The organism is Planctomycetia bacterium (assembly GCA_021413845.1).
GTDB lineage: Bacteria > Planctomycetota > Planctomycetia > Pirellulales > PNKZ01 > PNKZ01.
The window spans coordinates 1-24,323 of record JAIOPP010000023.1; the positions used below are offsets into that span (position 1 = coordinate 1).

The window sequence follows — 24,323 nt, forward strand, 5'->3', positions numbered from 1 at the left end:
GCAGTATCCGTCGATCACGCCGCCGACCGTGCAAGTGCGCGCCGTCTATCCGGGCGCGAATGCGCAGGTCGTCGCGGAAACGGTCGCCGCGCCGATCGAGCAGCAGGTGAACGGCGTGGAGAACATGCTCTACATGTCGTCCACTTGTTCGAGCGACGGCACCTACACGCTCACCGTGACGTTCGAGATCGGCACCGATCTCGACGACGCGCAAGTGCTCGTGCAAAATCGGTTGGCGGTCGCCGAGCCGTCGCTGCCCGAGGATGTTCGCCGCCAGGGAATCACGGCGCAAAAGCAATCGACCAACATCACGCTCGTCGTCGGTCTGACGGGCGAAAACGATCGCTACAGCGCGCTGTTTCTCTCGAACTTCGCCACGCTCCGCATCCGCGACGACTTAAGCCGCGTGCCGGGCGTCGGCGACGTGACGATCTTCGGCGGCAGTAACTACAGCATGCGCATTTGGTTGAATCCCGAGCGGATCAAGGCGCGCAACCTCACGACGCAAGACGTCCTCGCGGCGATCGCCGAGCAGAACGTGCAAGTCGCCGCCGGGCAGCTAGGGCAGTCTCCTTCCCCCGACGATCAAAACTTTCAATACATCGTCACGGCGATGGGGCGCTTGAACGACGCGACGCAATTCGAAAACATCGTCGTGAAGTCCGAAGGCGCCGGCCGGATCACCTATTTGAAGGACGTGGCCCGAGTCGAACTCGGCGCTCAGACCTACGACCAGTTCTCGCTCAAGCGGGGCGTTCCGAGCGCGAGCTTGGCCGTGTATCAGTTGCCCGGCTCCAACGCGCTCGACGTCGCGCTCGGCGTTCGCGCCGCGGTCGAGAAGATGAGCAAGACGTTTCCCGAAGGCCTAAAGTACGACATTCCGTTCGACACCAGTAAGTTCGTCGCCGCGTCGATTCGCGAGGTCTATAAGACGCTCATCGAAGCCGGCGTGCTGGTGTTGATCGTGATTCTCGTCTTCCTGCAAGACTGGCGCGCGGTCCTTATTCCGGCCACGACTGTGCCGGTGACGATCATCGGCGCGTTCGCGGCGATGTATGCGCTCGGCTTCTCGGTAAACATGCTCACGCTGTTCGGCTTGGTCTTGGCGATCGGCATCGTCGTCGACGACGCGATCGTGATCGTCGAAGCGGCGGCGCACCATATCGAGCGCGGCCTGGCTCCCAAGGAAGCTACGCAAAAGGCGATGGATCAGGTGCTCGGCCCGATCATCGGCATCACCTTGGTTCTCATGGCCGTGTTCCTCCCGACCGCGTTTCTCGGCGGTATCACGGGCCAACTCTATCGCCAATTCGCATTGACGATCGCCGCGACGGCCGTGATCAGCGCGATCAACGCCGTGACGCTCAAGCCGGCGCAGTGCGCGGTTTATCTCCGCAAGCCGAGCGGCAAGAAAAAGAACTTCTTCTACCGCGGTTTCAACTACGTCTACGGAATCACCGAGAGCATCTACACCGCGATCGTGCGGCGCAGCTTGCGCTGGATCTCGGTCGTGATGCTCGTCTTCACCGGCCTCGTCGGGCTTTCGGCTTGGTGGTACAACCAAATTCCGACCAGCTTCATTCCTACCGAGGATCAAGGCTACATCATCGTCTTCGCGCAGCTGCCCGACGCCGCTTCGCAACAACGGACGCGCGAAGTCGTCGACAAGATCAACAAGATCGTCAACGAAACGCCGGGCATCGCCGACTCGTTCGCCATCGGCGGCCTCAACCTGCTCGACAATGCTTCGGCCTCGAACGCCGCGACGATGTTCCTTGTCTTCGATAGTTGGAGCAAGCGGCAGACCGCGAACCTGAGCCAGGAAGCGATCCTCGGCAGCCTCGCGATGCGCTTCGCCGAAATCAAGGAAGCGGTCGTGTTCGCGTTCCCGCCACCCGCGATTCAGGGGCTCGGCGTGCGCGCCGGCTTCCAGATGCAAGTCGAAGATCGCGGTGCCGCAGGGCTCGAAGAACTGCAAGCTTCCGTCATGCAAATGTTGGACGCGGCCCGCACGCAATCCGGCCTCACGATGCTCAACACGAGCTTCCGTGCCGGTGTTCCGCAGGTCTTCATCGACGTCGACCGCGTGAAGGTGAAAACGCTCGATATCCCGCTCGGGAATGTGTTCGGCACGCTGCAAGCCTATCTCGGATCGGCCTACGTGAACGACTTCAACAAGTTCGGCCGGACGTATCAAGTGCGCATGCAGGCCGATCAAGAGTTCCGCGTGAAGCCGGAAGATATTCGCCGGCTCGAAGTGCGCAACCGAAGCGGCGCGATGATCCCGCTCGGAAGCGTGCTCAAGGTCGAGCGGTCGTTCGGCCCGCAAATCGTCACGCGCTACAACCTCTACCCGACGGCTGCCGTAACCGGCGAGCCGGCGTTCGGCTTCAGCTCCGGCGAAGCGATGAACATGATGGAAGAGCTGGCCGATCGAACGCTCCCCACCTCGATGGGCTTCGACTGGACCGCGATGTCGTATCAAGAGAAGAAGGTCGGCGGCGAGTCGATCTTGATCTTCATCTTCGCCGTGGTGTTGGTGTATCTCGTGCTGGCGGCGCAATACGAAAGTTGGATTACGCCGGCTGCCGTGATCTTGGTCGTGCCGCTCGGCGTGCTCGGTGCCATCGCCGCCGTCGCGATTCGCGGCATGGACAACAATATCTACACGCAGATCGGCATCGTGCTCATCATTGCGCTGGCAAGCAAGAACGCGATTCTCATCGTCGAGTATGCCCGCGAGTTGCGGATGGAAGGGCGCAGCATCGTCGACTCGGCGATCGAAGCGGCGCGGCTCCGTTTCCGTCCGATCATCATGACGTCGTTCGCGTTCATCATGGGTGTGTTTCCGCTCGTGATCGCCAACGGTGCCGGAGCGGCCGGCCAACGTGCGCTCGGCACTGCGGTCTTCGGCGGCATGATCGTGTCGACGATTCTGTCGGTCTTCTTCGTGCCGGTCTTCTTCGTCGTCTTCCAGCGCTTGAAGGAATGGCGCACGCCGCTGAAGTTCGACGGCCCCTCGAGCGCCGCCTCGCATGGCGCCGGCGTTCACGGCGTTCCAGCCGAAGAACTCGCCGCCGCGAGCCACTAAGATCGCGATTTCCCGCTCGGCGACGCTTGCCAGACGCGAAAACCTCGCGCGGCACCACCGCTACAACCGTTACCTTCCCACCGCGAGCTCCACCCATCGCGACGGGTTCGCCGAGTCGTGGTCCGCGTGTAGCGATTGTACCGGCCATGATCCTGCCACAGGCCGTCGTGCGCGGCATCTTTGGATGAATCGCGCCCATCCGGGCCGCCGATAATTCATTCATAACCGATCGTTCCGGCGCTTGCGGCAAGACTCCTATGCGACTCACGACTCTCTCTTCCGGCTCGATCCTTGCATCCGATCGAAGCGGCGCAGGCCGGACGATCGGCATGTATGCGCTCGTGGCTCTGCTCGCCCTTGCCACGGCCGGCTGCATGACGCGGCCGCTGGAATACGTGCAGAACCGCTTCAAGGTCGGGCCCAACTATAAGAAGTCGGCCGCGCCGGTTGCCGAGCATTGGATCGACTATCAAAACTCGCAGGTCATCAGCGAGCCGTCGCACAACGGCGCGTGGTGGGAAGTCTTCGGCGATCCCGTCCTCAACGACCTTACGCGTCGCGCCTACACGCAAAACCTGACGCTCCGTGAAGCGGGCTTGCGTGTCTCGGAAGCGCGGTCCATTCGTGCCGTGCGCGTCGGCAATTTGTTTCCGCAATCGCAAACCGCGAACGGTTCGATCCAGGCCACGCAGATCAGCATCGGCACGCTCGCTTCCTCCGGCTTCGGTAATGCCGGTGCGTTTGCCGGCTCGATCGATCGCAATCTCGGCGTCTTCCGCTATGGCACGCAGATGGCTTGGGAGCTCGACTTCTGGGGCCGCTTTCGCCGCTCGATCGAATCGGCCGATGCGCAGCTCGATGCCTCGGTGGAAAACTACGACGATGTCCTCGTGATTCTCTTGGCCGACGTCGCGACGTGCTACGTCGAAATTCGCACCCTCGAGCAGCGGCTGCGCTACGCCCGCGCCAACGTGAAATATCAGACCGGCTCGCTCGATCTTGCCGATGCGAAGAAGCGTGAAGGGGTGTCGAGCCAACTCGACATCGCGCAAGCTCAGACGAACGTCGCGCAGACCGCGGCGATCATCCCGCAACTCGAAATCCGCTTGCGCCAGGCGCAAAACGAGTTGTGCGTGTTGATGGGCCTCCCGCCGCAAGACTTGACGCCGCTCTTGAGCCAAGTCGAAAGCCGGATCCCCGACGCTCCGCCTGAAGTGGCGCTCGGAGTGCCGGCCGATCTGATTCGTCGCCGCCCCGACATTCGCCGCGCCGAGCGCGAGGTCGCGGCGCAAAGCGCGCGCATCGGCATCGCCGAAGCCGACATGTACCCGGCGTTCACCATCACCGGCTCGATCTTCGTGCAAGCCACGCAGTTCCAGAACCTGTTTCAGAACACCGCGCAAGGAGGGAGCTTCGGGCCGACGTTCAACTGGAACATCTTTAACTACGGCCGCATCCGCAACGCCGTCCGAGCCGAGGAAGCCCGTTACTTCCAAGAGGTCACGCAATATCAAAACGCCGTCCTCGGCGCCAATCGCGAGGCGGAAGATGCGCTCATCGCTTTCCTCCGCTCGCAAGAGCAAGCGCGCATCTTGCGACAAGGAGCCGCCGCGGCCGAGCAGTCGCGCGATCTCGTCTCGGAGCTTTATAAAGGAGGCCGCGCCGACTTCGGCCGCGTCTTCTTCGCCGAATACTTTCTCGTGCAACAGCAAGACGCCTTGGCACAATCCGAAGGAACGATCGCGCAGGCGCTTGTCGATCTCTATCGCGCACTCGGCGGCGGCTGGCAGATTCGCCTTGGGGCTCAAGCCGGTCCAGCGGCCGTGATGCCGCCGCCTCCCGCACCACCGCAGCCGGTGGAAGCCGAGCCGATTCCAATTAATGGGCTGCCGAATGGAGGGCTTCCGGCTAAAGATGCTCCGCTTCAAGGGGCCGCAGCAGATCGGATTCCCGTCGATGCCACATCGAATTCCGCTCCGTCGCCGGAAGGAATCCTGTTAGGGAACACCGAGTTCGTGTCCCGTCGGCGCACGCTTCCGTAACGTCGAACCCTTGGGCTCGCTTTCCTGTTTGCAGTCGCTCTCCGCCGCGAGATCACGATGAAGACTCTGCTCTATTTTACGACGATCGTCTCGCTCGCGCTACCGGTGGGCTCCGTCGCCGCGGCGGGCGAGTCGTGGCTTCCGTTTCTGCCGAGTTACATTTGTCCGTGTCCGGAGCCTTATTGCAAGAAGCCCGCGCCGCCGCTCGTTTGTCTTCCGCCGGCGCGTTGTTGCGACACCTACTGCAAGAAGCCGCTCCCGATGTGGTGTCGGCCGAAGGCCTGTTGCCCCGACGACTATTGCCCGAAGCCGGAACCCTGCTGCTTGCCGCCGTTGCCGTGTAAGGGTTGCTCTCACTGTCGGCGCTGAGCATTCGCTTCGCAGCGCAGGCTCGTTTCCTGCGAGCCCTCCGTCCGTACCGTTGACGATCGACGCGCGCCCCCGTAAGAAAGAGCGAAAGCTTCGATCCTTCACGCGGGAGAGCGATCATGGAATACCGACAACTCGGCGGCTCGGGCCTCAAAGTCCCGGTCCTCTGCCTCGGCACCGGCACGTTCGGCGGCGGCAATGAATTCTTCAAAGCTTGGGGCGAGACCGACGTTGCCGAAGCGACGAAACTCGTCGATATCTGCCTCGAAGCCGGCATGAATATGTTCGACTCGGCCGACATCTACTCCGACGGCATGGCCGAAGAAATCCTCGGCCAAGCGATCCGCGGCAAGCGCGACCAGCTCCTCATTTCCACGAAGGCGACGTTTCGCAAAGGCACGGGCCCGAACGACGTCGGCTCGTCGCGCTATCATCTCATCAAGAGCGTCGACGGGAGCTTGAAGCGGCTCGGCACCGACTACATCGACCTGTTTCAACTGCACGGCTTCGACGCCGTCGCGCCGGTCGAAGAAACCGTGAGCACGCTCGACGACCTCGTGCGCGCAGGGAAGATTCGCTACGTCGGCTGCTCGAATTTCTCCGGCTGGCACTTGATGAAGTCGCTCGCTTACTCCGAGAAGCACGGCCTCGCGCGCTACGTCGCACATCAGGCGTATTACTCGCTCGTCGGCCGCGACTACGAAACCGAGCTCATGCCGCTCGGGCTCGACCAAAAAGTCGGCGCCGTGGTTTGGAGCCCACTCGGTTGGGGTCGGCTGACCGGTAAGATTCGCCGCGGCCAAGCGCTGCCGAAGGAGAGCCGGCTGCAGAGCCAAAAGGTGATCGACCTGGGGCCACAAGTCGCCGACGAATATCTCTACCAAGTGGTCGATGCGCTCGACGAAGTCGCGAAGGAGACCGGCAAGTCGGTCCCGCAAATCGCACTCAACTGGCTCACGCAACGCCCGACCGTCGCGACGGTGATCGTAGGCGCACGCAACGCCGAGCAACTCCGGCAAAACATCGCCGCCGTCGGCTGGAACCTCACAAAGGAACAAGTCGCCAAGCTCGACGCCGCGAGCGCCGTCCCGTTGCCGTATCCGTATTGGCATCAAGCCGGCTTCGCCGAACGAAATCCGTTCCCGACTTGAGAAGGATTGTTGAAATACAGAGACGCAGAGAGGAGAGGGAAGCTAAGAGTCAGGAGACAGGTGCCGGTAAGCATCCTGAGTGTTGTTTCTTCTGACCCCTGCCCCCCCGCCCCAGGCCCCTCTCTTCTTACTCCCAGCTCAGCGCCCCGCCGTTCTGATACTCCGTCACGCGCGTCTCGAAGAAATTCTTTTCCTTCTTCAAGTCGATCGTCTCGCTCATCCACGGGAATGGGTTCGAGGTGTTGAACCGGGCCGGCATGCCGATCCGTTCGAGGCGTCGATCGGCAATGTAGCCGACGTAGTCGCGGAAGTGTTCGGCGTTGAGGCCCAACACGCCGCGCGGCAGGCAATCGATGGCGTACGCGATCTCCCGCTCGACCGCACCGTCGATCATCTGCGTGATCCGTTCGCGCAAGTCGAGCGTCCAGAGTTCCGGATTCTCCGAGCGAATGCCGTTGATCAGGTCGATGCCGAAGTTCAGATGGGTCGACTCGTCGCGCAAGATGTATTGAAACTGCTCGCCGACTCCCGTCATCCGGTTCTGCCGATGCAGCGACAACATCATCGCGAAGCCGGAGTAGAAGAAGATCCCCTCCATCACGATGTAGTAGCCGATCAGATTTTCGAGCAGCTTCTGCTTCCCGCCGAACGTGTCGCTCCGGAAGTCGGGATCGAGAATCGCTTCGGTGAGCTGCATCGTGAAGTCGTCTTTGTCGTGGATCGTGTTGACGTTGCGATGCATCGTGAACACTTCTTGGCCGTCGAGCCCGAGACTTTCGACGATGTAGTGAAAGGCGTGCGTGTGGATCGCTTCCTCGAAGGCTTGCCGCAGCAAATACTGCCGACACTCGGGATTGGTGATGTGCTTGAACACCGCGAGCACGATGTTGTTGCCGACGAGGCTCTCGGCCGTCGAGAAGAAGCCGAGGTTTCTGAGGACGACTTGACGCTCGTCGGCCGTGAGACCGTTCGGCTGTTTCCACAACGCGATGTCGCGATCCATCGGCACTTCTTGGGGCAGCCAATGGTTGCGACAGCCGTTGAGGTAGTGTTCCCAAGCCCAGTGATACTTCAGCGGCATCAACTGATTGACCGCCACGCGATCGGCATTGAGCAATCGCTTCTCGCCCGTGCGAGCAGGTCCGACGGCAGCAAGATCAAGCGGAGTTTCGGCAACGAACGACATATTTGGAATCCTTCCAAGTGTTAAATGAGAGTTATGTTTAGCCGGAGGGCGTTAGCCCCCGGTCGCCCGCGTATCGCGCATTATCGGTAACCGGACGCTAACGCGTTCCGGCTGATGCGATGCGTTCGAGCGAGTTCTACTGGCAAGCTTCGCACGAACCATCGGTCGGACACACGAGCGGCACTTCGCCGGCTTGTGCATCCCGATCGAGGACGACGTCGGACGACGTGCTCTTCGACTTCATCCAGCGTGGTTGAATGCCGCGGCTGTTGACGTCGAGCGTCGACTTCTCGATCCCCCCTGCCCCTTGGCTGCGGAGATAGTACGTCGTCTTCAAGCCCTTGCGCCAGGCCGAAAGATACATTTCGCTCAGCACCCGCCCGTTCGGCTCGGCCATGTAGAGGTTCAACGATTGCGATTGATCGATCCACTTCTGTCGTCGCGAAGCCGCTTCGATCAGCCATTGCGGCGCGATCTCGAACGCGGTGCGATAGAGTTGCTTGAGGTCTTCCGGAATCCGCTCGATCGCCGAGACGCTGCCATCGAAATACTTGAGATCGTTGACCATCGTTTCGTCCCACAAGCCGCGCCGCTTGAGATCGGCCACGAGGTATGGATTGACGACGGTAAACTCGCCCGACAGGTTCGACTTCACGAATAGGTTCTGATACGTCGGCTCGATCGATTGCCCGACGCCGCAGATGTTCGAGATCGTCGCGGTCGGTGCGATGGCGAGGCAGTTGGAGTTGCGCATGCCGATCGTGCGCACCCGCTCGCGGAGCCAATTCCAATCGAGTCGCATCGAGCGGTCGACGTCGACGCGCGTCTTGCGTACGGCATCGAGCTCGCTCAAGCTGTCGATCGGCAAGATCCCCTTGCTCCACAGAGAACCGTCGAACGTCGGGTATCGACCCCGTTCGGCAGCCAGTTCCGTCGACGCCAGAATCGCGTAGTAGCCGACCGACTCCGACGAACGATCCGCCCATTCGACCGCCGCGTCGGAAGCATACGGCACGCGCAGCTGATAGAGCATGTCTTGAAAGCCCATGATCCCGAGACCGACCGGACGATGCCGGAGGTTCGAGCGTCGGGCTTGCGGCACGCCGTAGTAGTTGATGTCGATCACGTTGTCGAGCATCCGCATCGCCGTGCGAATCGTGTCTTTAAGAAGTGCGTCGTCGATTGCGCCATCTACCACATGCTCGGCCAAGTTCACACTGCCGAGATTGCACACGGCGATTTCGTCGTCGGTCGTGTTGAGCGTGATCTCCGTGCAGAGGTTCGAGCTATGCACCACGCCGACATGCCGTTGCGGCGAGCGGACGTTGCAGGGGTCTTTGAACGTGATCCACGGATGGCCGGTTTCGAACAGCATCGTCAGCATCTTCCGCCACAAGCCGAGCGCCGAAACGCTCTTCGTCGTGCGCATCTCGCCGCGCGCGGCCTTCGCTTCATAGCGCTCGTAGGTCTCGCGGAACTCATTGCCGTAGAGATCGTGTAACTCCGGCGCTTCATCGGGCGAGAACAACGTCCACGCGGCATCGGCTTCGACCCGCTCTAGGAACAAGTCGGGAATCCAATTCGCCGTGTGCATGTCGTGCGTGCGGCGGCGATCGTCCCCCGTGTTTTTGCGGAGTTCGAGGAACTCTTCGACGTCGAGATGCCAAGTTTCCAAATAGCCGCACACCGCACCCTTGCGCTTCCCACCTTGGTTCACCGCGACGGCCGTATCGTTCGCCACTTTCAAGAACGGCACGATCCCTTGCGACTTGCCGTTGGTTCCCTTGATGCGCGCGCCCATGGCCCGCACGCGCGACCAATCGTTTCCCAATCCGCCGGCGTATTTCGACAACAACGCGTTATCGCGCACCGCCGAATAGATGCCGTCCAATCGGTCGGGCACGGTCGTCAGATAGCAGCTCGAAAGCTGCGGACGAAGCGTGCCGGAGTTGAAGAGGGTCGGCGTCGAGCTCATGAAACGGAAGCTCGAAAGCAAGCGATAAAACTCGATCGCATGACTTTCGCGGTCGATCTCGTTGATCGAAAGCCCCATCGCCACACGCATGAAGAACGCTTGCGGCAACTCGAACCGGCTATCATCGACATGCAGGAAATAGCGGTCGTACAACGTCTGCAAGCCGAGGTAGGTGAACTTCAAGTCTCCGGCCGGATCGATCGCGCGGCCGATTCGCTCGAGGTCGAACTCCGCCAGCCGCGAATCGAGCAATTCGTGTTCGATGCCGTGACGAATGTACGACATGAAGTAGTCGGGATAGAGATCGGCCATCTCGTCGAACGTCGCGTCCCCTTTGGCGACGTCAAGCGTGTCGAGCGCTTCGTGGCGGAGACCGTCGAGCAAGAGCCGCTCGATTCCGGCGCCACATCGACCAACTCTCGACACGCCTCGCGGACGATCGTTTGAATGCGCGACCAATCGAGCGGCCTGCGCGTGCCGTCGGCCGTGACGACGTCGAGCGGAGGCAACACCGCGCCGCTTGCATCGCCGGTTCGTTCCTTGGCCCGTTGTTCGCGATAGAGGACGTAGGCCCGCGCGGTCTTGTGTTCGCCGGTGCGCATCAACGAGAGTTCGACTTGATCTTGAATCTCTTCGATATGCACGGTCGTCCGATCGGCGCGGCGCGAGAAAGATTCGACGACCTGCCGCGTCAAACGCTCGACCGTTTCGCGAATCCGCGGCGACGTTTCCGAAGCGGCTCCTTCCACGGCGTGAAACGCCTTAGTCATCGCCGCGGCGATCTTCTGTGCATCGAACGGCGTGAGTTGCCCGTTGCGACGAATGACGCGCAAGCCGGGAATCGGCTGCGCGGGAGAATCGCCGTGCGTGGACGATGAGTGAACTTGGGCGTTCGGCGACGGCGCGAGAGTCGTAGACATGCCAACCTCCTTGCCAGCGCGCAACGCAGACCTGAAGCGAGTGCGCGTGCAGAGCGGCACGGCATCGCCGACGGGTATGTGTTGCGCTGTGAATAAATGATGCAAACCGATCGCGAAACCGCCGACGTTCGTCGCCGACGGCTCCCTGCTCTCGGGGCTTTCCGCTCGCCCTCGCGAAACGAAAAACCGACACGCGTTGGTAGGTCTTCTGACTTGCGAACTTCGCCGTGGTCGGCCTTCTCGGCGCTCTTCTCGGGAGGAGAAAAACGCCAATGGCGAAAGAAAACCAAGGCTACGAACGTTCGCTTACAGCGGCGGGGCCGTCTCGGAATCGCACCGAGTTCCCTGTTCGCCGAGCCACAACCTATAGTGTTGCTCGGCCACCAACACACTAGCCACAGATGCTAGCAAACCTCCGAGCCTTGTCAACGGAACTTACATCCGATTGTCATCGGCCGCTCATAACCGGGCCGGACGACGGAAGTTAGCGAGTCATTTTTTTTCGTCGCCGCGTGTCAGCGTCGAGCGCCAACCGGCGACGTATTTTCGCGCCCCGCTCTTCACTTGCGGCGCACCTTCCTTCGTCACGGCCGCCAGAAACGCCTCCCAGCGCTCGGGGCCCGCCGCGCGCAGCACGCTCGTCGTTTGCACGGCGACCGCTTCGTCGAACTCGGCCAATCGCGCGACGAGTTTCGCATCGTCCGTTCCCACTTCGGCGACCAACTGCTTGGCATAATCGAACGGACTCGAATACTTCCCGTCGCCATCGCCGTCGATCTTGATCGCCCCGGAACAACCGATCACATAGCTCTTCCAATCGGGCGACGTCGGCTGATACGGCTTCGCAATCGGCCAGTACGGTTTGTCGACTCCGGGGCCTTTCGCGAGAGCCACGACGTGAATATCGTGCTTAATGTTCGTAAGCTTCCACTTCAGATTGTAGCGCAGCGGTCCGTGCGAAGAGCGATGGTCTTCGATCGGATTCTCGGTCGTCTCGCGGCCGTTGACGTACAGTCGAACTTCATCGGCTCGGATCCACGACGGCCCGTTGACCGAGACATCGATGACGTACTCCGTTGCGTGAGGAACGAATGGCGACTGCGGGTCGAAGCGCCCTTCGTCGTTGGAGATGCGACAAAGCAATCCCAACGACGCGGCCACGGGACGCGCAAGTCGAGATCTGCCGTCGGTAAGTCCCGTATCGAAGGTAAAGTAGGTCCTCCCCTGCCCGACGATGTAACGGCTTACATCGTGCGAGTCGCTCGAACCGATCGGCGAGATGTTCAATCCCCGGTTCAAGAGCCCAAGCCAGTCGTGAAATAACTGCGTCGGGTCGTTCTGAGTCGAACCGGAATTAAAGACCTCCATTGCGTTCGCAGGTAACTTCCAACCGGCGACGTCTTCACCCGCGACCGAGATGTGTCGCTCGGGACCGAACGGCCGGAAACCGTTGTGGATGTCGCGGGCATGGTTGAGGATCACCAATCCTTTCGGACCGGCTTTCTTGATTGCGGCGCCGATTTCGGCCCAAGTCTTTCCCTCGTGATCGATCGGCGGAGCGTCGAGCTTAAGGTCGAGCACGTTGAAGTGTCCGACCTTCGTCGTCACTTCATTGCCGATCACGACTCCCGTCTCCTGATCATTCGTGTTCAGTTTCGCGATCGTCGGCGTATAGTCGATCGTCTTGTTGTGATCGGTCGCATAAGCCAGGAGCAAACCTTCGCCGGCAAGAGTGACGATCCGCTCTTCGATCGTGCAATCGCCGTGACCTGAGTGGGTGAGCGTGTGAACATGTGTGTCCACGGAGCACTCGGGAAACGGTTCGACCTCGTGATCGAGCGTCAAGCGATGCTTCGCGACGTCGCCAGGCTTGAGCTCAAGCCGCGTTTCGACGACCGAATACTCCGAGCCTCGGCTCGCATAAAGGATGTAGGTTCCCGCAGGAACGGTAAACTGGGCCCGACCGTCGAGCGTGTAAATTACGCCCGGGCGGATCGCCAGGCGCGGCTTCGGCTCAACGCCCACGGTCATCAACGAGCCTCGTTCGTCGACGAGCGTTAATCGGCATGGTACCGGCACGGGACCTCTGCCCGACTTCGTGGCATCGCGCACTTCAACTTCCACCGTCGCTTCGCCCAGCATCTCCGCTTTAGTTCGTGTGTCGAGTTGCAGTTCGCCGATCATGACGTCGTCGGCCGCTTTGTCTTTCGTGGCGATGCGGAGTTCGTGTTTGCCGGGCGAGAATTTGTCGGGCGAGACCGGCCAGAAGGTAGTTGCGTCTTGGTCTCCTTGCGGGAGGCGGATGAGTTCCCGGCCGTCGAGGTAGATGATCCAGTCGCGGCGCAGATCGCGATGGCGCAGCACGAGCGTTTGCGGGCGGAACTCGTTCGCCACTTCGAACGGCAATCGTAGCTCGGTCGCTTCCGCGCGCTCGGGAAACTCCGACCACTCGCGCGGCTCGGCGTTGCGCAAGTGCCGCAGCTTCGGCTCTAGCACTTGCTCGGCGCCGCGGGCTTGTTCGACGGTAACTGCCGCCAACGACGCAACCGAGACGACGATGCGTAGTAGTCGAAGCATGAGTCGCTCCTTAACGAACGCAGAACACCGTGAGCGAGCGAGGGCCGTGGGCGCCGATGACGAGCGATTGCTCGATGTCGGCGGTTTTCGAAGGGCCCGCAATGAACGCACCGAATCCTTTCGCACCGAGACTCAGCCGTTGATAAGCGGCGTACATGTTGTCGACGATCTCGCGCTCGTCGATGACGAGCACCAAGTGCTGCACGATGAAGTAGATCGCGCGATGCCGTAAGTGTTCGTCGGTCACCCAGATCGCGCCGTTCTCGGAGACTCCGAACCGGCCCGGCAGAATGGCGAAGTCGACGTCTTCGGTCGCATGGGGATCGACGATGGCGGCGAGATCGACGTTGCCCGGCAGTTCGGCGAGCGCGGAAACGACTTTCTTCGCGGCGGCGAAATTCGGTTGCGCGGCGAGCTTCGCGGGGATCTCGCTCCGGCTGCCGACGAACTCACAACGCCCGCCGACCGACGTAAGAACTTCGGCGAACGCGCGCGAGCGGTCGGCGTAGGTGATCCACGTTTGATTCAAGTTCGGCAGCGCCGCGGCCGGCGCGTTGCTCGCGCGAATCGCCGCGAGGATCGAGTGCTTACTTCCCATGGCCGTTCCGATTCTCTTGATGTTTTCGAAACCGGTCGCGGAAGCTGTCGCGAGGGAACTCCGGCAATTCGCGCTGCTTCCCCCAAGCGTTGAAGCGGTTGTAGAGCAGAAATCGCGGGACGTGCGGCATGATGCGCCGCGCCAGGTACCCGGCCGCGCGATAGAGCCGTGGGCTTTGAAACAACCGGCTTACGAGCTTCATCGACCAAGTCTTCGAGCGCGGCAGCAGGCCGCGCTGCGCGATCTCTTTGCGCCACGTAAGGAGTTGATGGTGGATGTCGATCTTCACCGGGCAAACATCCGAGCACGAACCGCACAGGCTGCACGCGAACGGCAGCGAGGCATGCTTCTTCGCGTCGCCGGCCGGCGAAAGGATCGAACCGATCGGGCCCGGCACCGTGGCTTCGTAGCTGTGGCCGCCGCTGCGACGATAGACGGGGCACGTATTCATGCATGCGCCGCAGCGAATGCAATTCAACGAGCGGCGGAAGTCGTCGCTTTCGAGTAAGCGCGTGCGGCCGTTATCGACGATGACGATGTGCAACTCGCCGCCGGCGATCGGCCCGTGGAAGTGCGAGGAGTAGGTCGTGATCGGTTGGCCGGTCGCGGAACGGGCCAGCAAGCGAAGGAACACGCTCAGGTCGTTCACGCGCGGAATCAGCTTCTCGAAGCCCATGCAGGCGATGTGGAGCTTCGGGAGCGAGGCGCCGAGATCGGCGTTCCCTTCGTTGGTGCAAACGACGAAGCCGCCGGTTTCGGCGATCGCGAAGTTCACGCCCGTCAGGCCGGCATCGGCGCTCATGAAGCGATCGCGCAAGTGCCCGCGCGCGGCTTCGGCTAAGTAGCCCGGGTCGGAAGCTCCTGCGTCGGTGCCGAGGTGTTTGTGGAAGAGCGCGCCGACGTCTTCCTTCTTATAGTGGATCGCCGGCAGAACGATATGGCTCGGCGGCTCTTGCGCCAGCTGCACGATCCGCTCGCCGAGGTCCGTGTCGACGACTTCGATGCCGTGCCGTTCGAGATACGGATTCAGATGGCACTCTTCCGTGAACATCGACTTGCTTTTCACGAGCTTCTTCACGTCGTGATCGCGCAGGATGCCGTACACGATCTCGTTGTGTTCCGCCGCGTCTTTCGCCCAATGCACGACCGCGCCGAGCTTCGTCGCTTGGGCCTCGAATTGCTCGAGGTAGTCGGCGAGCCGCGACATCGTATGCGCTTTGATCTGCGCCGCCGTCTCGCGCAGCAGCTCCCATTCGGGCAACGTGCGGGCCGCTTTGTCGCGCTTGCTGCGCACGAACCAGAGCGTGTTGTCGTGCCAGTGGGTCCGTTCTTTGTCGCGAATGAATTCGGCGGCGAGCGGCGCGTGGGTCATGTTCGATCCCCCGTAGCGCTGTGTCCCGTAGCGCTGTCGCCCGCGAGAATCTGCGCGATGTGCATCACGCGGATCGGCGTCCGATCACGGCGGATCAGCCCCGCGAGATGCATCAGGCACGACATGTCGTTGGCCGTGAGAACTTCGGTCCCTGCTTGAAGATGATCGTGAATCCGATCTTCCCCCATCATGCACGACACGGCCTCTTCGTTGACGGCGAACGTGCCGCCGAAGCCGCAGCATTCGTCGGGCCGTTGCAAGGTCGTCAGCTGCACGCCGTCGATGAGCTCCAGCAACTGTTGGGCTTTGCCGAACGGCGGGCTCATCAACTCGCTCGCCCCGCCTAAACGGAGCTCGCGCAGGCCGTGGCAGCTTTGATGCAGGCCGACGCGATGCGGGAAGCGGAGGTCGAGCCGATCGACTTTCACGACGTCGGTCAGAAACTCGCAGAGCTCGAACGTCTTTGCCTTCAGCTCCACGAAGCCGGGCTTTCCTTCCAAGTATTCGTCGTAGTGATGACGAACCATCGCCACGCAACTGCCCGACGGCGCGACGACGTATTCGTACTTGCCGAAGATCCGGAGAAAGCGTTCGGCGAGCGGCCGAGCATCGTCGACGCAACCGGTGTTCGCCATCGGCTGGCCGCAGCAGGTTTGGTCTTCGGGATACTCGACCGTGTAGCCGAACCGTTCGAGGACCTCGACCGTCGCCATGCCGACGCGCGGATAGAGTTGTTCGACGTAGCACGGGATGAAGAGGCCGACTTGAGGCATACGACGCGACAACTCAAAAGTAAGAAGGCAAAAGTCAAAAGTAAGCCACGAGCGCAAAACATCGGCGGCGCACTTTCGCGCGCCGCCGAGGCGTGGTTCGCGCTGGATATCTGCTACTGCGCCGCGACTCCGAAATCTCCCTTCAAGCTCCGCCACACCGAATGGATGTGGTTGGCGGGATTGCCGGCCGGGTCGGATTGGATGTTCACCAATTCCAAGACGAACGTCGGGCCCTGTACTCGATAGTAGTGCCCGACCCCCGGTTTCGTCGAGCCGGACCAAGCGAAATAGATCCGATCGGGATTCGCCGCTTTAAGGTCGGCCAAGCGCGCGGCACCGAGTTCCGGAGCCAAGTTCGCGCAGTAAGCTTCGAGCAGCGACCAGAGGGTCTTCTTCTGCGCGTCGTTCAGATCGGTTGCGGCAATCCCTTCCGGCGCGGTGTGCGGCGGTTGCGGCAGGCCGGCGGCGCGATAATCTTTCGGAGCTTCCTTCGCGATCAGGGCCTTCTTCAGGCCCGCTTCGTCGAGCGAGTTCACGAGGTCGAACGCGAGTTGTTCTTCGTCGGCCAGGGTGCGGGTTCCCACTTCCGGGCCCCCCGGAACGAAGATGCTGACGGTCGCGGGATTGGCACCCATAAACGACGGCGTATCGCTGACGACTTGGCCGTCGCGAATGACGAAGTTGAGCGAGTAGTGATGCCCCTCGAAGCTATAGCCCCAAGTTCCGGTCGCGGCCGGCTTGCCGAAGATCGTGAGGAAGTAACGCTCCGGATCACGCAGCGGCGAGCCCTTCAGGTTCTTCTCCCCTTCGAGCAAGTTGGTTTCCAGCGACATGATGCGCTCGGCGGTCTGGTAGCCGACGTCGCTGAGCGAAGCCTTGACGAGAGCCAGGCAGAGCTTGCGCTGGTCGGCGGTAATGTCGCGATATTGCAAGCCCTTGCGTTGCGGCTTCGGAATGTTGTGCCAGTCGAGCCGGGCCGGATCGTCGAACCGCATCGTTACCTTGGCGAGGGTGGCGGCATCGAGACCGACTAGGAACTTCTCGGCGGCGGCAGTGATCGCCGCGGCGACTTTCGCTGTGGAGGGAACGGCCGTGGAGGGAACGGCCGGCGAGGCCGACTCGGGAGCCGCGGCTTGCGCGAGCGTCAACAGCAGCGACCAAGCGTAACACGAAAGAGCGAGACGTTTCATATCCGAAAGTTCCTTCAATGACATGGGAAGGCGAGCGAGACGGAACAGCGACTGCGGCCAGGGGGAGGAACGGCGAGGCGGGGTCGGCGCGAGGCCGAGATGGTGCGAGGCGGTGGGAGCTGCCCGGAGCGTCGGGCCGATAATACCAAGTCGCGCGGCCATTATCGACGACGAACCGGTTTCGCTCAACGGGGTGATTCGGGCATTCGGGTCGCTACGGAGTCTTCCGAATACGAAACGTCACCGGAACGTGTACATGCTGATCGACCGGTTTGCCGTCGCGAAGCGCCGGGGTGAAAGTCCAGTCTCGTACCGCCTCGATCCACGCCTGATCCATGTCCGAGTAGCCGGAACTCTTGAAAACCGAAACGGAGAGAACCTTCCCTTCGGTGCTCACATGCACCGCGAGATCGGCCGAACCGTCGAGTTTCTGCGCGTAGGCATACGGGGGGTAAATTGGCAACCGGCGCGAGAGGATCGTCGGCGCCGTGACGATGCCGCGCATTTCTTGCGTGACGATCGTCACCGTGCTGTCGGATTCGATCGTCTCGGTTTCCGGTGGCTTCGCCAGCGGTTGCTTACGCTTCGGCGGCGTGAGGGGCTGCTCTTCGGGAGGCTTTTCTTCTTCTTCGATCTTCTCCATCGGTGGAGGGGCGATCGGCACCGCGACCGCCTGCGGGCGCGGAAGCTCGGCCGTGATCACCGCTTCGGGCGGCAGCTCGACCTTGGCGATCAGCAGCTCAAGCGGCTTCGGCAACTCTTTGAGCTTCGTCGGCTTGACCAAGTCCGGAAGCTCCACCTTCGGCTTCGCGGCGATCAGCGTGATCGCGACGCTCGTCCGCCCGGCCTCGGGCTCGAGCGCAATCCGAATCACCGTCGACCCGGGATGGTAATGGAAAACGAACCAATAGTGCCCCGCGACGCTTCCGCCGAGCAACAAGACGAAGACGGCATAGTCGAGCAGGAAGCGTCGCAAATCAAAACCCCGTGCCGCAAATCAACCTCTTAACGATCGAAACCGGAGCCCGCCTAGCGGCGGCGACTTGACAGCGGCCTCGCCTCGCTAATGATAGTAAGTCTCATCGGCTTTCGTTTGTTTCATGCCGGTGAACCAATCATACTTGATCGCGCTGCGCCGAAAAAGACTCTTATCGTCAAGCGATCGTCGTAGAGTCACGGGACGAACCTGAGGCAAGTACTACCGCTCGGCGGTAGATCGAATCGAATAGGTAATTGTTCCCACACCATTAATCTCGGCTTTCGCGGTACGCAGGAGCGGCAGGCATGATGACCGGGATGTGGGAACATACTTGGCGGGAGCTGTTCTTCCGCGGCGGCGAGGTGATGTGGCCGATCTTGGTTTGCTCGATCCTCGGGCTGGCGATCGCCGCGGAACGCGTGCTCGTCTTCTGCTGGTACTTCACGCCGTATCACGGCTTGGTCCGGGCGCTGAAGCGGCAGATCGAACACGGCGATCTCGCGCGAGCCCGACAGATCGCCGCGCTGCGGCACGGCCCGATCGCGCGGGCGGCCGAGTCGTATTTGGAACACATCCACCTCACCTCGGCGGCGCGCGAAGATATCGTCGGCCGAGTCGTGTCGGAGAACGTCTCGAAGTTGGAGACCCGGCTGCATTGGCTGTCGATCATCGGCATCCTCGCGCCGATGCTCGGGCTCTTGGGCACGGTCGCCGGCTTGGTCGAAGCGTTCAACGAGATCGAGCGAGCCGGCGGACAAGTGCAGCCGAAAGACCTCGCCTCCGGCATTTGGGCCGCGCTGCTGACGACCGTGTTCGGCCTGGTCGTGGCGCTGCCCGCGCTGGCTGTCTATCACTTGCTCGAGAACCGCGTGAACACGATCTTGCTGCAATGCCAATGGATGGTCTCGCATCTGAACGAATGGCTGCATAAGCAACCTTCGCTCGCTCTCGAAGGGGGCGAGCATATCGACACGATGCCCGACGAACGGCTCACTTCGGTCGGCGGCGGATAACACGTCATGGCTTTGCAAATCCCCCGCCGTCGCCGGAAGCCGATCTCGATCGACATGAGCCCGCTCATCGATTGCATTTTTCAATTGTTGATTTTCTTCATGCTGAGTTCGACGTTTCTCACGCCGTCGATCAAGCTCACGCTGCCGACCGCCGTAGCGCCGACGAACGCCGTCGACCAGCACATCATGGTCACGCTCGGAGCCGACGACGAAACGTACGTCAACCAAGATCGGGTCGACGAATCGCAGTTGCTGTCGAAGCTGAGCGAAGTGCTCGCCCCCCAGAAAGAGAAAGTCGTGACGATCCGCGGCGACGAGAAGATCCCCTACGGCCGGTTCGTGAAAGCGCTCGAAGCCGCCAAAGCGGCCGGTGCGTCCGACGTGAACGTAGCCCATGCCGTGCCGGATTAAGCCGGCGCCGATGAACCCTTTGCGAATGCCCCTTTTGCTAATCAACGTGCGATGACCCCTGAAACGCTGCTCGAATCTTCCGCTACCGAAGCGCCTACGGCCGAAGCGATCATCGCCGAACATCTGGCGACTGCGAAGCGGCAATCGCTCACGGACCCTGCCGATCGCCCCAACGAAAACACTTCGTCCCGCGCCAAGCTCTATCGTTTGTTCTGGCGCTGGCACTTCTACGCGGGCATGTTCGTCGCCCCGATCATTCTCACCGCTTCGATCACCGGCGGGCTCTACGTGTTCATCGATGAGTTGGTGCCGCTCATGTATCCCGAGCTGATGTCGGCCGAGCCGCCGGCCGCGGGTGCTCGAAACCTGACGCTGGCCGAGCTCGGCACGGCCGTGATGAAAGAGCATCCGCAAGCGAAGCTCCTCTCCGTAGCGCAGCCGGTCGCGCCGGGTTTGAACGCCGAACTCGCGATGCAACTCGGCAAAGATCGGCGCACGGCCATGGTCGACCCCACGACCGGCCGAGTCGCCGGCCTCTACGACGGCGGCAGTTCGTTCTTCGGCATCGTGCTCGGTTTGCATCGTCGCTTGTTGTTGGGAACGCCGGGCCGCATCACGGTCGAGCTGGCCGCTTCGTGGGGAATTGTCTTGATCATCACCGGCACGTATCTGTGGTGGCCGCGCCGCACCGGCCGCGCGGCTTCGCCCGGTGCCGGCGTTTGGTATCCGCGCCTGCGTGCTCCGCTGACGGTCGTCTTGCGCGATCTGCATACGGTCGTCGGTTTCTACGGCGTGGCGACCGCCGCAATCATCCTCGCCACCGGCTTGTTCTTCACGCAGTTTTTCGGCAACGGCTACAAGATGCTGACGAACAACTTCGGCTCGGCTCCGGCCGTGATGAAGCAAGCGCCGAAGTCGGAGCCCGCCAATGGGCGAGCGCGCATCTCGCCCGACGCGGCGTTGAGCACCGCCGAAGCGTTGTTGCCCGGCCAAGGCCCGATCCGTGTCGGCGTTCCTGCCTCGCCGACCGATTCGTTCCGCGTGCAACGGGTCGACGATTCGAGTCCGACGTTGAAGACGACCGTGTTCGTCGATGCGTACTCGGGCAAGGTCAACGGTTCGTTCGGTTGGGACGACATTTCGACGTTGCATAAAATTCGCTCAAGCATCTATCCGATTCACGTCGGCTCGATCTATGGCTTGCCGACGAAGATTCTCGCCCTGCTGACTTGCCTGGCTCTGACGTTGCTTTCGATCACCGGCGTATGGATGTGGTGGCGCCGCCGGCCGCGCGGCACATGGGGCCTCGCCCCGTCGACGGCGAACATCGCGATCCCGCGCTGGCTGCTCGGCTTGATCGTCGTCTTGGGTGTTTTAATGCCGGCCATGGGGATGTCGCTCGCGTTGATCCTCGTCGTCGACTTCGCTGTTGTCCGCTTCCTGGCTTTCCGTCGGCGATCGTCGGCTGCGGGTTAACGACACCGCTCGGGCTGCCCCTCTCGGCCGCTGGTTCATCCCCACGGAGAAGGCCCGGGTAGCGAGATTTTCGGCGAAAGGCTAAAACCGGCTTAGCTGGATTTAGCCGCTCGTCTCTCTTGCCGCCGCTCCTCGATATGAACCAGGTTCTCTTTCTCTGCACCGGCAACTACTACCGCAGTCGCTACGCCGAGATTATGTTCAACGTCCTCGCGCAGCGCGAGGGGCTTCCGCATCGAGCGTTCTCGCGCGGCTTGGCGCCGAGCCCGCTGAACGTCGGCCCGATGTCGCCCCACACGATCGCCGCGCTGACCCGCCTCGGTATCGAACACGCCGAACATCTGCGCGACCCGCTCGCCGTGGCCGATGCCGATTTCGAGTCGTCGGAGTTGGTCGTCGCGGTGAAGGAAGCGGAACATCGGCCGCTGATGGAGCGCCGATTCCCAGCCCATTTGCCCCGGGTCGAATTCTGGCATGTCGACGATCTCGATTACGCCGAACCTGCCACCGCCCTGCCTCACCTCGACGTGCTGCTGACATCGCTGATCGCCCGGCTCAAAAACAAGTCCGACGTCGCTTAAACGGACGCTCGTCTTAGATAGGAACCCCTCATGCGCTATGCCGTTCCCCTGTTGCTTGCCTTCGTGTTCACCATCGTGTTTACATCTGCGGCGCAGGCCGAAGATTGGTCGGCTTGGCGCGGGCCGGATCGTTCGGGCATCAGCAAAGAACAGGGCCTGCTCGCAAGTTGGCCGGCTGCCGGTCCGAAGCTCGCTTGGAAAACTACCAATGTCGGCGATGGTTTTTCGACGCCGTCGGTCGCCGCCGGAGTGTTGTACGTCATGGGCAACCACGACGGGCAAGAGTACATTTACGCCGTCGATGTGAATGCCGCCGGGAAGCAACTCTGGGCCGTTTCGCTCGGTGCGGTTCGCCACGGAGGCGCAGGCTATCCCGGTCCGCGCTCGACGCCGACCGTCGACGGCGCGCTCGTCTACACGCTCGGTCTCAACGGCGACCTCGTCTGCCTCGACGCCAAGAGCGGCAAGGTCGTGTGGCGGCACGATCTCGTCGCCGAGTTCGGCGGCGCGATCCCGACTTGGGGCTATAGCGAATCGGTGCTGATCGACGGTCCGTGGGTCGTCTGCACGCCGGGCGGTTCGCAAGCCACGCTCGCCGCGTTTCAGAAAGACTCGGGCAAGCTCGTCTGGAGTTCGGGCGTCGGCGACGGAGCCGGCTACTCGTCGATCGTGCAGGCCGAGATCGGCGAGGTGAAGCAGTACGTGCAGTTCACGGCCGAGGCGCTCATCGGCGTGGCGGCGAAAGACGGCAAGCCCCTTTGGCGTTACGACGCGCCGGCCAACGGCACCGCCAACATCTCGACGCCGCTCGTCGCGGGCAATCGGGCGTTCGCCGCGTCGGGCTACGGAACCGGAGGCGGAGCCGCGAAGATCATCAAGACCGACGCGATGTTCAAGGCCGGCGAAGCGTTCTTCACCAAGCAGATGAAGAACCATCACGGCGGAATGGTTCTGATCGACGGTTATATCTACGGCAGCGACGATCCGGGCGTGCTCACCTGCATCGAGCTCGCGACCGGCGAGACGAAGTGGCGCGAGCGCGGAACCGGCAAGTGCTCGCTCATCGCGGTCGACGGAATGCTCATCACACGGAGCGAAAGCGGCAAGGTTTGCCTCGTGAAAATCTCGCCCGAGAAGGCCGAGATCGTCAGCGAATTCGAGCAACCGGACCGAACCGATAAACCAAGCTGGGCCCATCCGGTCGTCGCCAACGGCTTCTTATACCTGCGCGACCACGAGTTGCTGCAATGCTTTTCGTCGTATTCCGCGCGAATGCGGAGCTTCGGTTTTTCCAGCACGACGGTCGAGCGCGGCTCCACGGTCTTCGTCAACCAGACGCTCGAGCCGATCACCGAGTCGTGGCCGACGACCGTGTTGCCGCCGAGCACCGTGGCGTTGGCATAGATCACGACATGGTCTTCGATCGTCGGATGGCGCTTCGTGCCGCGCACTAAGTTGCCGTCGCCGTCGGTGGCGAAGCTGAGCGCGCCGAGCGTCACTCCTTGATAGAGCTTCACATGCGCGCCGATCTCGCAAGTCTGTCCGATGACGACGCCCGTGCCGTGGTCGATGAAGAAGTGGGTGCCGATCGTCGCGCCCGGATGGATGTCGATCCCCGTCTTGCTATGGGCCCATTCGGTCATCATGCGCGGAATGAGCGGCACTTCCATCTCATACAAGATGTGCGCGAGTCGATAAACGGTGATCGCTTCCAGGCCCGGATAGCAGAAGATGATTTCGTCGAGCCCGCGCACGGCCGGATCACCGTCGAAGGCGGCTTGCACGTCGAGCGCGAGCGCGTGGCGGACGTTCGGGATGTGTTCGAGAAACTCGATCGCCTTGGCTTGCCCGAGCGCTTCGAAGTCGGTGTCGCATTCGTCGACCGGAACGCGGCCGGCTTCGTGTCGCAGGGCCCGCGCGATCTGCGTCGTCAGCTTGTCGTGCAGGCCGTCGATCAGATCGCCGACGTGATAGAGGACGTTCCCTAAGTGCAGCCCTTCGCGCCGGCGAAAGCCCGGGAACAAAATCTCCTTCAGGTCTTCTAGAATCACGATGATCGCATCGTAGTTCGGCAGCGGGCAGTGGCCGAGGTGGTTCACCGAGCCGGCTTCGCTATAGGTTTCGACGATCCGCTTGGTCAGCTCGGGGAGTTGTTCTTTGAGGCGAAGATCGGAGGCCACGGCTGTTTAGCTCCTGCGGGCCTGATGCTCAGAGCCGCGCGTTGCGAGAGAGGGACTTAGGAACGAGACGAAGGGGAGCGCAAGGAAAATCGACGACCGTTGATTACGGTCGACAACAGCGACGACATTCCAGCGCACTCAAAACCATCGCACACGCCTCGTAAGAATCTCGAGCGATCCCACGCCCGTGCGGCCTTAGAGCGACCGCGAGAAGCCGCGTAAGCTGCGGGCTTTCTCCGGCCAATCCTAGGGCTCACCGGCGTCAAAATCAAGCGACTCCTCCTCATCTTCGGCCGGCGAACCCTAAGGAATTGAGGGACGAGGAGGAAAATAGTGGTCAGGGGTCGGTGGTCGGGGGGCAGTTGGGAAGACTTCGCTACGCGCGCGTTAATGTAGCAGGCACGTTCCACGTGCCGTCAGCCACGTGCGCCATCGAAGC

At 61.8% G+C, this 24,323-nt stretch carries 16 protein-coding genes, 1 pseudogene and 1 riboswitch; of the genes and pseudogenes, 8 read left to right on the forward strand and 9 right to left on the reverse strand.

Going from position 1 to position 24,323, the window contains the following annotated elements; translation table 11 throughout:
* From K8U03_04880 to K8U03_04895, 4 genes are all read left to right on the forward strand, one after another.
* Positions 1–3,091: multidrug efflux RND transporter permease subunit (locus K8U03_04880; protein ID MCE9604222.1), on the forward strand; the 3,091-nt coding region annotated here is incomplete at its 5' end.
* 257 nt (positions 3,092–3,348) lie between these two features.
* Complete coding sequence (locus tag K8U03_04885) at positions 3,349–5,133, forward strand: efflux transporter outer membrane subunit (protein MCE9604223.1); 1,785 nt, start codon at positions 3,349–3,351, stop codon at positions 5,131–5,133.
* Between the two features lie 57 nt (positions 5,134–5,190).
* Complete coding sequence (locus K8U03_04890) at positions 5,191–5,502, forward strand: hypothetical protein (protein MCE9604224.1); 312 nt, start codon at positions 5,191–5,193, stop codon at positions 5,500–5,502.
* A 119-nt stretch (positions 5,503–5,621) separates the two neighbouring features.
* Positions 5,622–6,653, forward strand: a complete 1,032-nt coding sequence (locus tag K8U03_04895) for an aldo/keto reductase (GenBank protein MCE9604225.1) — start codon at positions 5,622–5,624, stop codon at positions 6,651–6,653.
* A 127-nt stretch (positions 6,654–6,780) separates the two neighbouring features.
* Here K8U03_04895 and K8U03_04900 read toward each other — a convergent pair whose 3' ends face one another.
* The 8 genes and pseudogenes from K8U03_04900 to K8U03_04935 all read right to left on the reverse strand — a co-directional run bounded on the left by K8U03_04900 (position 6,781) and on the right by K8U03_04935 (position 18,220).
* Entirely contained in the window at positions 6,781–7,839 is a 1,059-nt protein-coding gene (locus K8U03_04900) for a ribonucleotide-diphosphate reductase subunit beta (GenBank protein MCE9604226.1), read from the reverse strand.
* A 136-nt stretch (positions 7,840–7,975) separates the two neighbouring features.
* Positions 7,976–10,734: pseudogene (locus tag K8U03_04905) on the reverse strand (ribonucleoside-diphosphate reductase subunit alpha).
* Positions 10,735–10,914: 180 nt separating this feature from the next.
* Positions 10,915–11,137, reverse strand: a riboswitch (cobalamin riboswitch).
* Positions 11,138–11,226: 89 nt separating this feature from the next.
* The gene (locus K8U03_04910; protein MCE9604227.1) at positions 11,227–13,311 is read right to left on the reverse strand and encodes a CehA/McbA family metallohydrolase; all 2,085 of its coding nucleotides are present in this window, start codon (positions 13,309–13,311) and stop codon (positions 11,227–11,229) included.
* A 10-nt stretch (positions 13,312–13,321) separates the two neighbouring features.
* Positions 13,322–13,891 carry an LUD domain-containing protein gene (locus K8U03_04915; protein MCE9604228.1) on the reverse strand — a complete coding sequence of 190 codons (570 nt, stop codon included), beginning with the start codon at positions 13,889–13,891 and terminating at the stop codon, positions 13,322–13,324.
* 7 nt (positions 13,892–13,898) lie between these two features.
* Positions 13,899–15,281 (reverse strand): lactate utilization protein, encoded by a 1,383-nt coding sequence (locus K8U03_04920; GenBank protein MCE9604229.1) that lies wholly within the window; start codon positions 15,279–15,281, stop codon positions 13,899–13,901.
* Positions 15,278–16,054 (reverse strand): (Fe-S)-binding protein, encoded by a 777-nt coding sequence (locus K8U03_04925; protein MCE9604230.1) that lies wholly within the window; start codon positions 16,052–16,054, stop codon positions 15,278–15,280. The genes K8U03_04920 and K8U03_04925 overlap by 4 nt, the downstream gene beginning before the upstream one ends.
* A gap of 113 nt (positions 16,055–16,167) precedes the next feature.
* Positions 16,168–17,244 (reverse strand): DUF3500 domain-containing protein, encoded by a 1,077-nt coding sequence (locus K8U03_04930; GenBank protein ID MCE9604231.1) that lies wholly within the window; start codon positions 17,242–17,244, stop codon positions 16,168–16,170.
* Positions 17,245–17,458: 214 nt separating this feature from the next.
* Positions 17,459–18,220, reverse strand: a complete 762-nt coding sequence (locus K8U03_04935) for a TonB family protein (protein MCE9604232.1) — start codon at positions 18,218–18,220, stop codon at positions 17,459–17,461.
* 308 nt (positions 18,221–18,528) lie between these two features.
* On the opposite strand from K8U03_04935, the gene K8U03_04940 reads away from it, so the two are divergent.
* The 4 genes from K8U03_04940 to K8U03_04955 all read left to right on the forward strand — a co-directional run bounded on the left by K8U03_04940 (position 18,529) and on the right by K8U03_04955 (position 21,704).
* Positions 18,529–19,236, forward strand: coding sequence for a MotA/TolQ/ExbB proton channel family protein (locus K8U03_04940; GenBank protein ID MCE9604233.1), 708 nt, complete (start codon positions 18,529–18,531; stop codon positions 19,234–19,236).
* A gap of 6 nt (positions 19,237–19,242) precedes the next feature.
* Positions 19,243–19,647, forward strand: a complete 405-nt coding sequence (locus K8U03_04945; GenBank protein ID MCE9604234.1) for a biopolymer transporter ExbD — start codon at positions 19,243–19,245, stop codon at positions 19,645–19,647.
* 51 nt (positions 19,648–19,698) lie between these two features.
* Positions 19,699–21,123 (forward strand): PepSY domain-containing protein, encoded by a 1,425-nt coding sequence (locus tag K8U03_04950; protein MCE9604235.1) that lies wholly within the window; start codon positions 19,699–19,701, stop codon positions 21,121–21,123.
* A gap of 137 nt (positions 21,124–21,260) precedes the next feature.
* Positions 21,261–21,704: a low molecular weight phosphatase family protein gene (locus tag K8U03_04955; GenBank protein MCE9604236.1), complete on the forward strand. Its 444-nt coding sequence runs from the start codon at positions 21,261–21,263 to the stop codon at positions 21,702–21,704.
* 968 nt (positions 21,705–22,672) lie between these two features.
* On the opposite strand, the gene K8U03_04960 is transcribed toward K8U03_04955, so the two are convergent.
* Positions 22,673–23,884, reverse strand: a complete 1,212-nt coding sequence (locus K8U03_04960; GenBank protein MCE9604237.1) for a serine acetyltransferase — start codon at positions 23,882–23,884, stop codon at positions 22,673–22,675.
* Positions 23,885–24,323 lie beyond the last annotated feature (439 nt).

Coding starts and splice junctions, on each gene's coding strand:
- K8U03_04950 (MCE9604235.1), top strand. CDS start 19,699: ATGACCCCTGAAACGCTGCTCGAATCTTCCGCTACCGAAGCGCCTACG.
- K8U03_04925 (MCE9604230.1), bottom strand. CDS start 16,054: ATGCCTCAAGTCGGCCTCTTCATCCCGTGCTACGTCGAACAACTCTAT.
- K8U03_04890 (MCE9604224.1), top strand. CDS start 5,191: ATGAAGACTCTGCTCTATTTTACGACGATCGTCTCGCTCGCGCTACCG.
- K8U03_04955 (MCE9604236.1), top strand. CDS start 21,261: ATGAACCAGGTTCTCTTTCTCTGCACCGGCAACTACTACCGCAGTCGC.
- K8U03_04885 (MCE9604223.1), top strand. CDS start 3,349: ATGCGACTCACGACTCTCTCTTCCGGCTCGATCCTTGCATCCGATCGA.
- K8U03_04920 (MCE9604229.1), bottom strand. CDS start 15,281: ATGACCCACGCGCCGCTCGCCGCCGAATTCATTCGCGACAAAGAACGG.
- K8U03_04895 (MCE9604225.1), top strand. CDS start 5,622: ATGGAATACCGACAACTCGGCGGCTCGGGCCTCAAAGTCCCGGTCCTC.
- K8U03_04930 (MCE9604231.1), bottom strand. CDS start 17,244: ATGAAACGTCTCGCTCTTTCGTGTTACGCTTGGTCGCTGCTGTTGACG.
- K8U03_04900 (MCE9604226.1), bottom strand. CDS start 7,839: ATGTCGTTCGTTGCCGAAACTCCGCTTGATCTTGCTGCCGTCGGACCT.
- K8U03_04940 (MCE9604233.1), top strand. CDS start 18,529: ATGATGACCGGGATGTGGGAACATACTTGGCGGGAGCTGTTCTTCCGC.
- K8U03_04910 (MCE9604227.1), bottom strand. CDS start 13,311: ATGCTTCGACTACTACGCATCGTCGTCTCGGTTGCGTCGTTGGCGGCA.
- K8U03_04945 (MCE9604234.1), top strand. CDS start 19,243: ATGGCTTTGCAAATCCCCCGCCGTCGCCGGAAGCCGATCTCGATCGAC.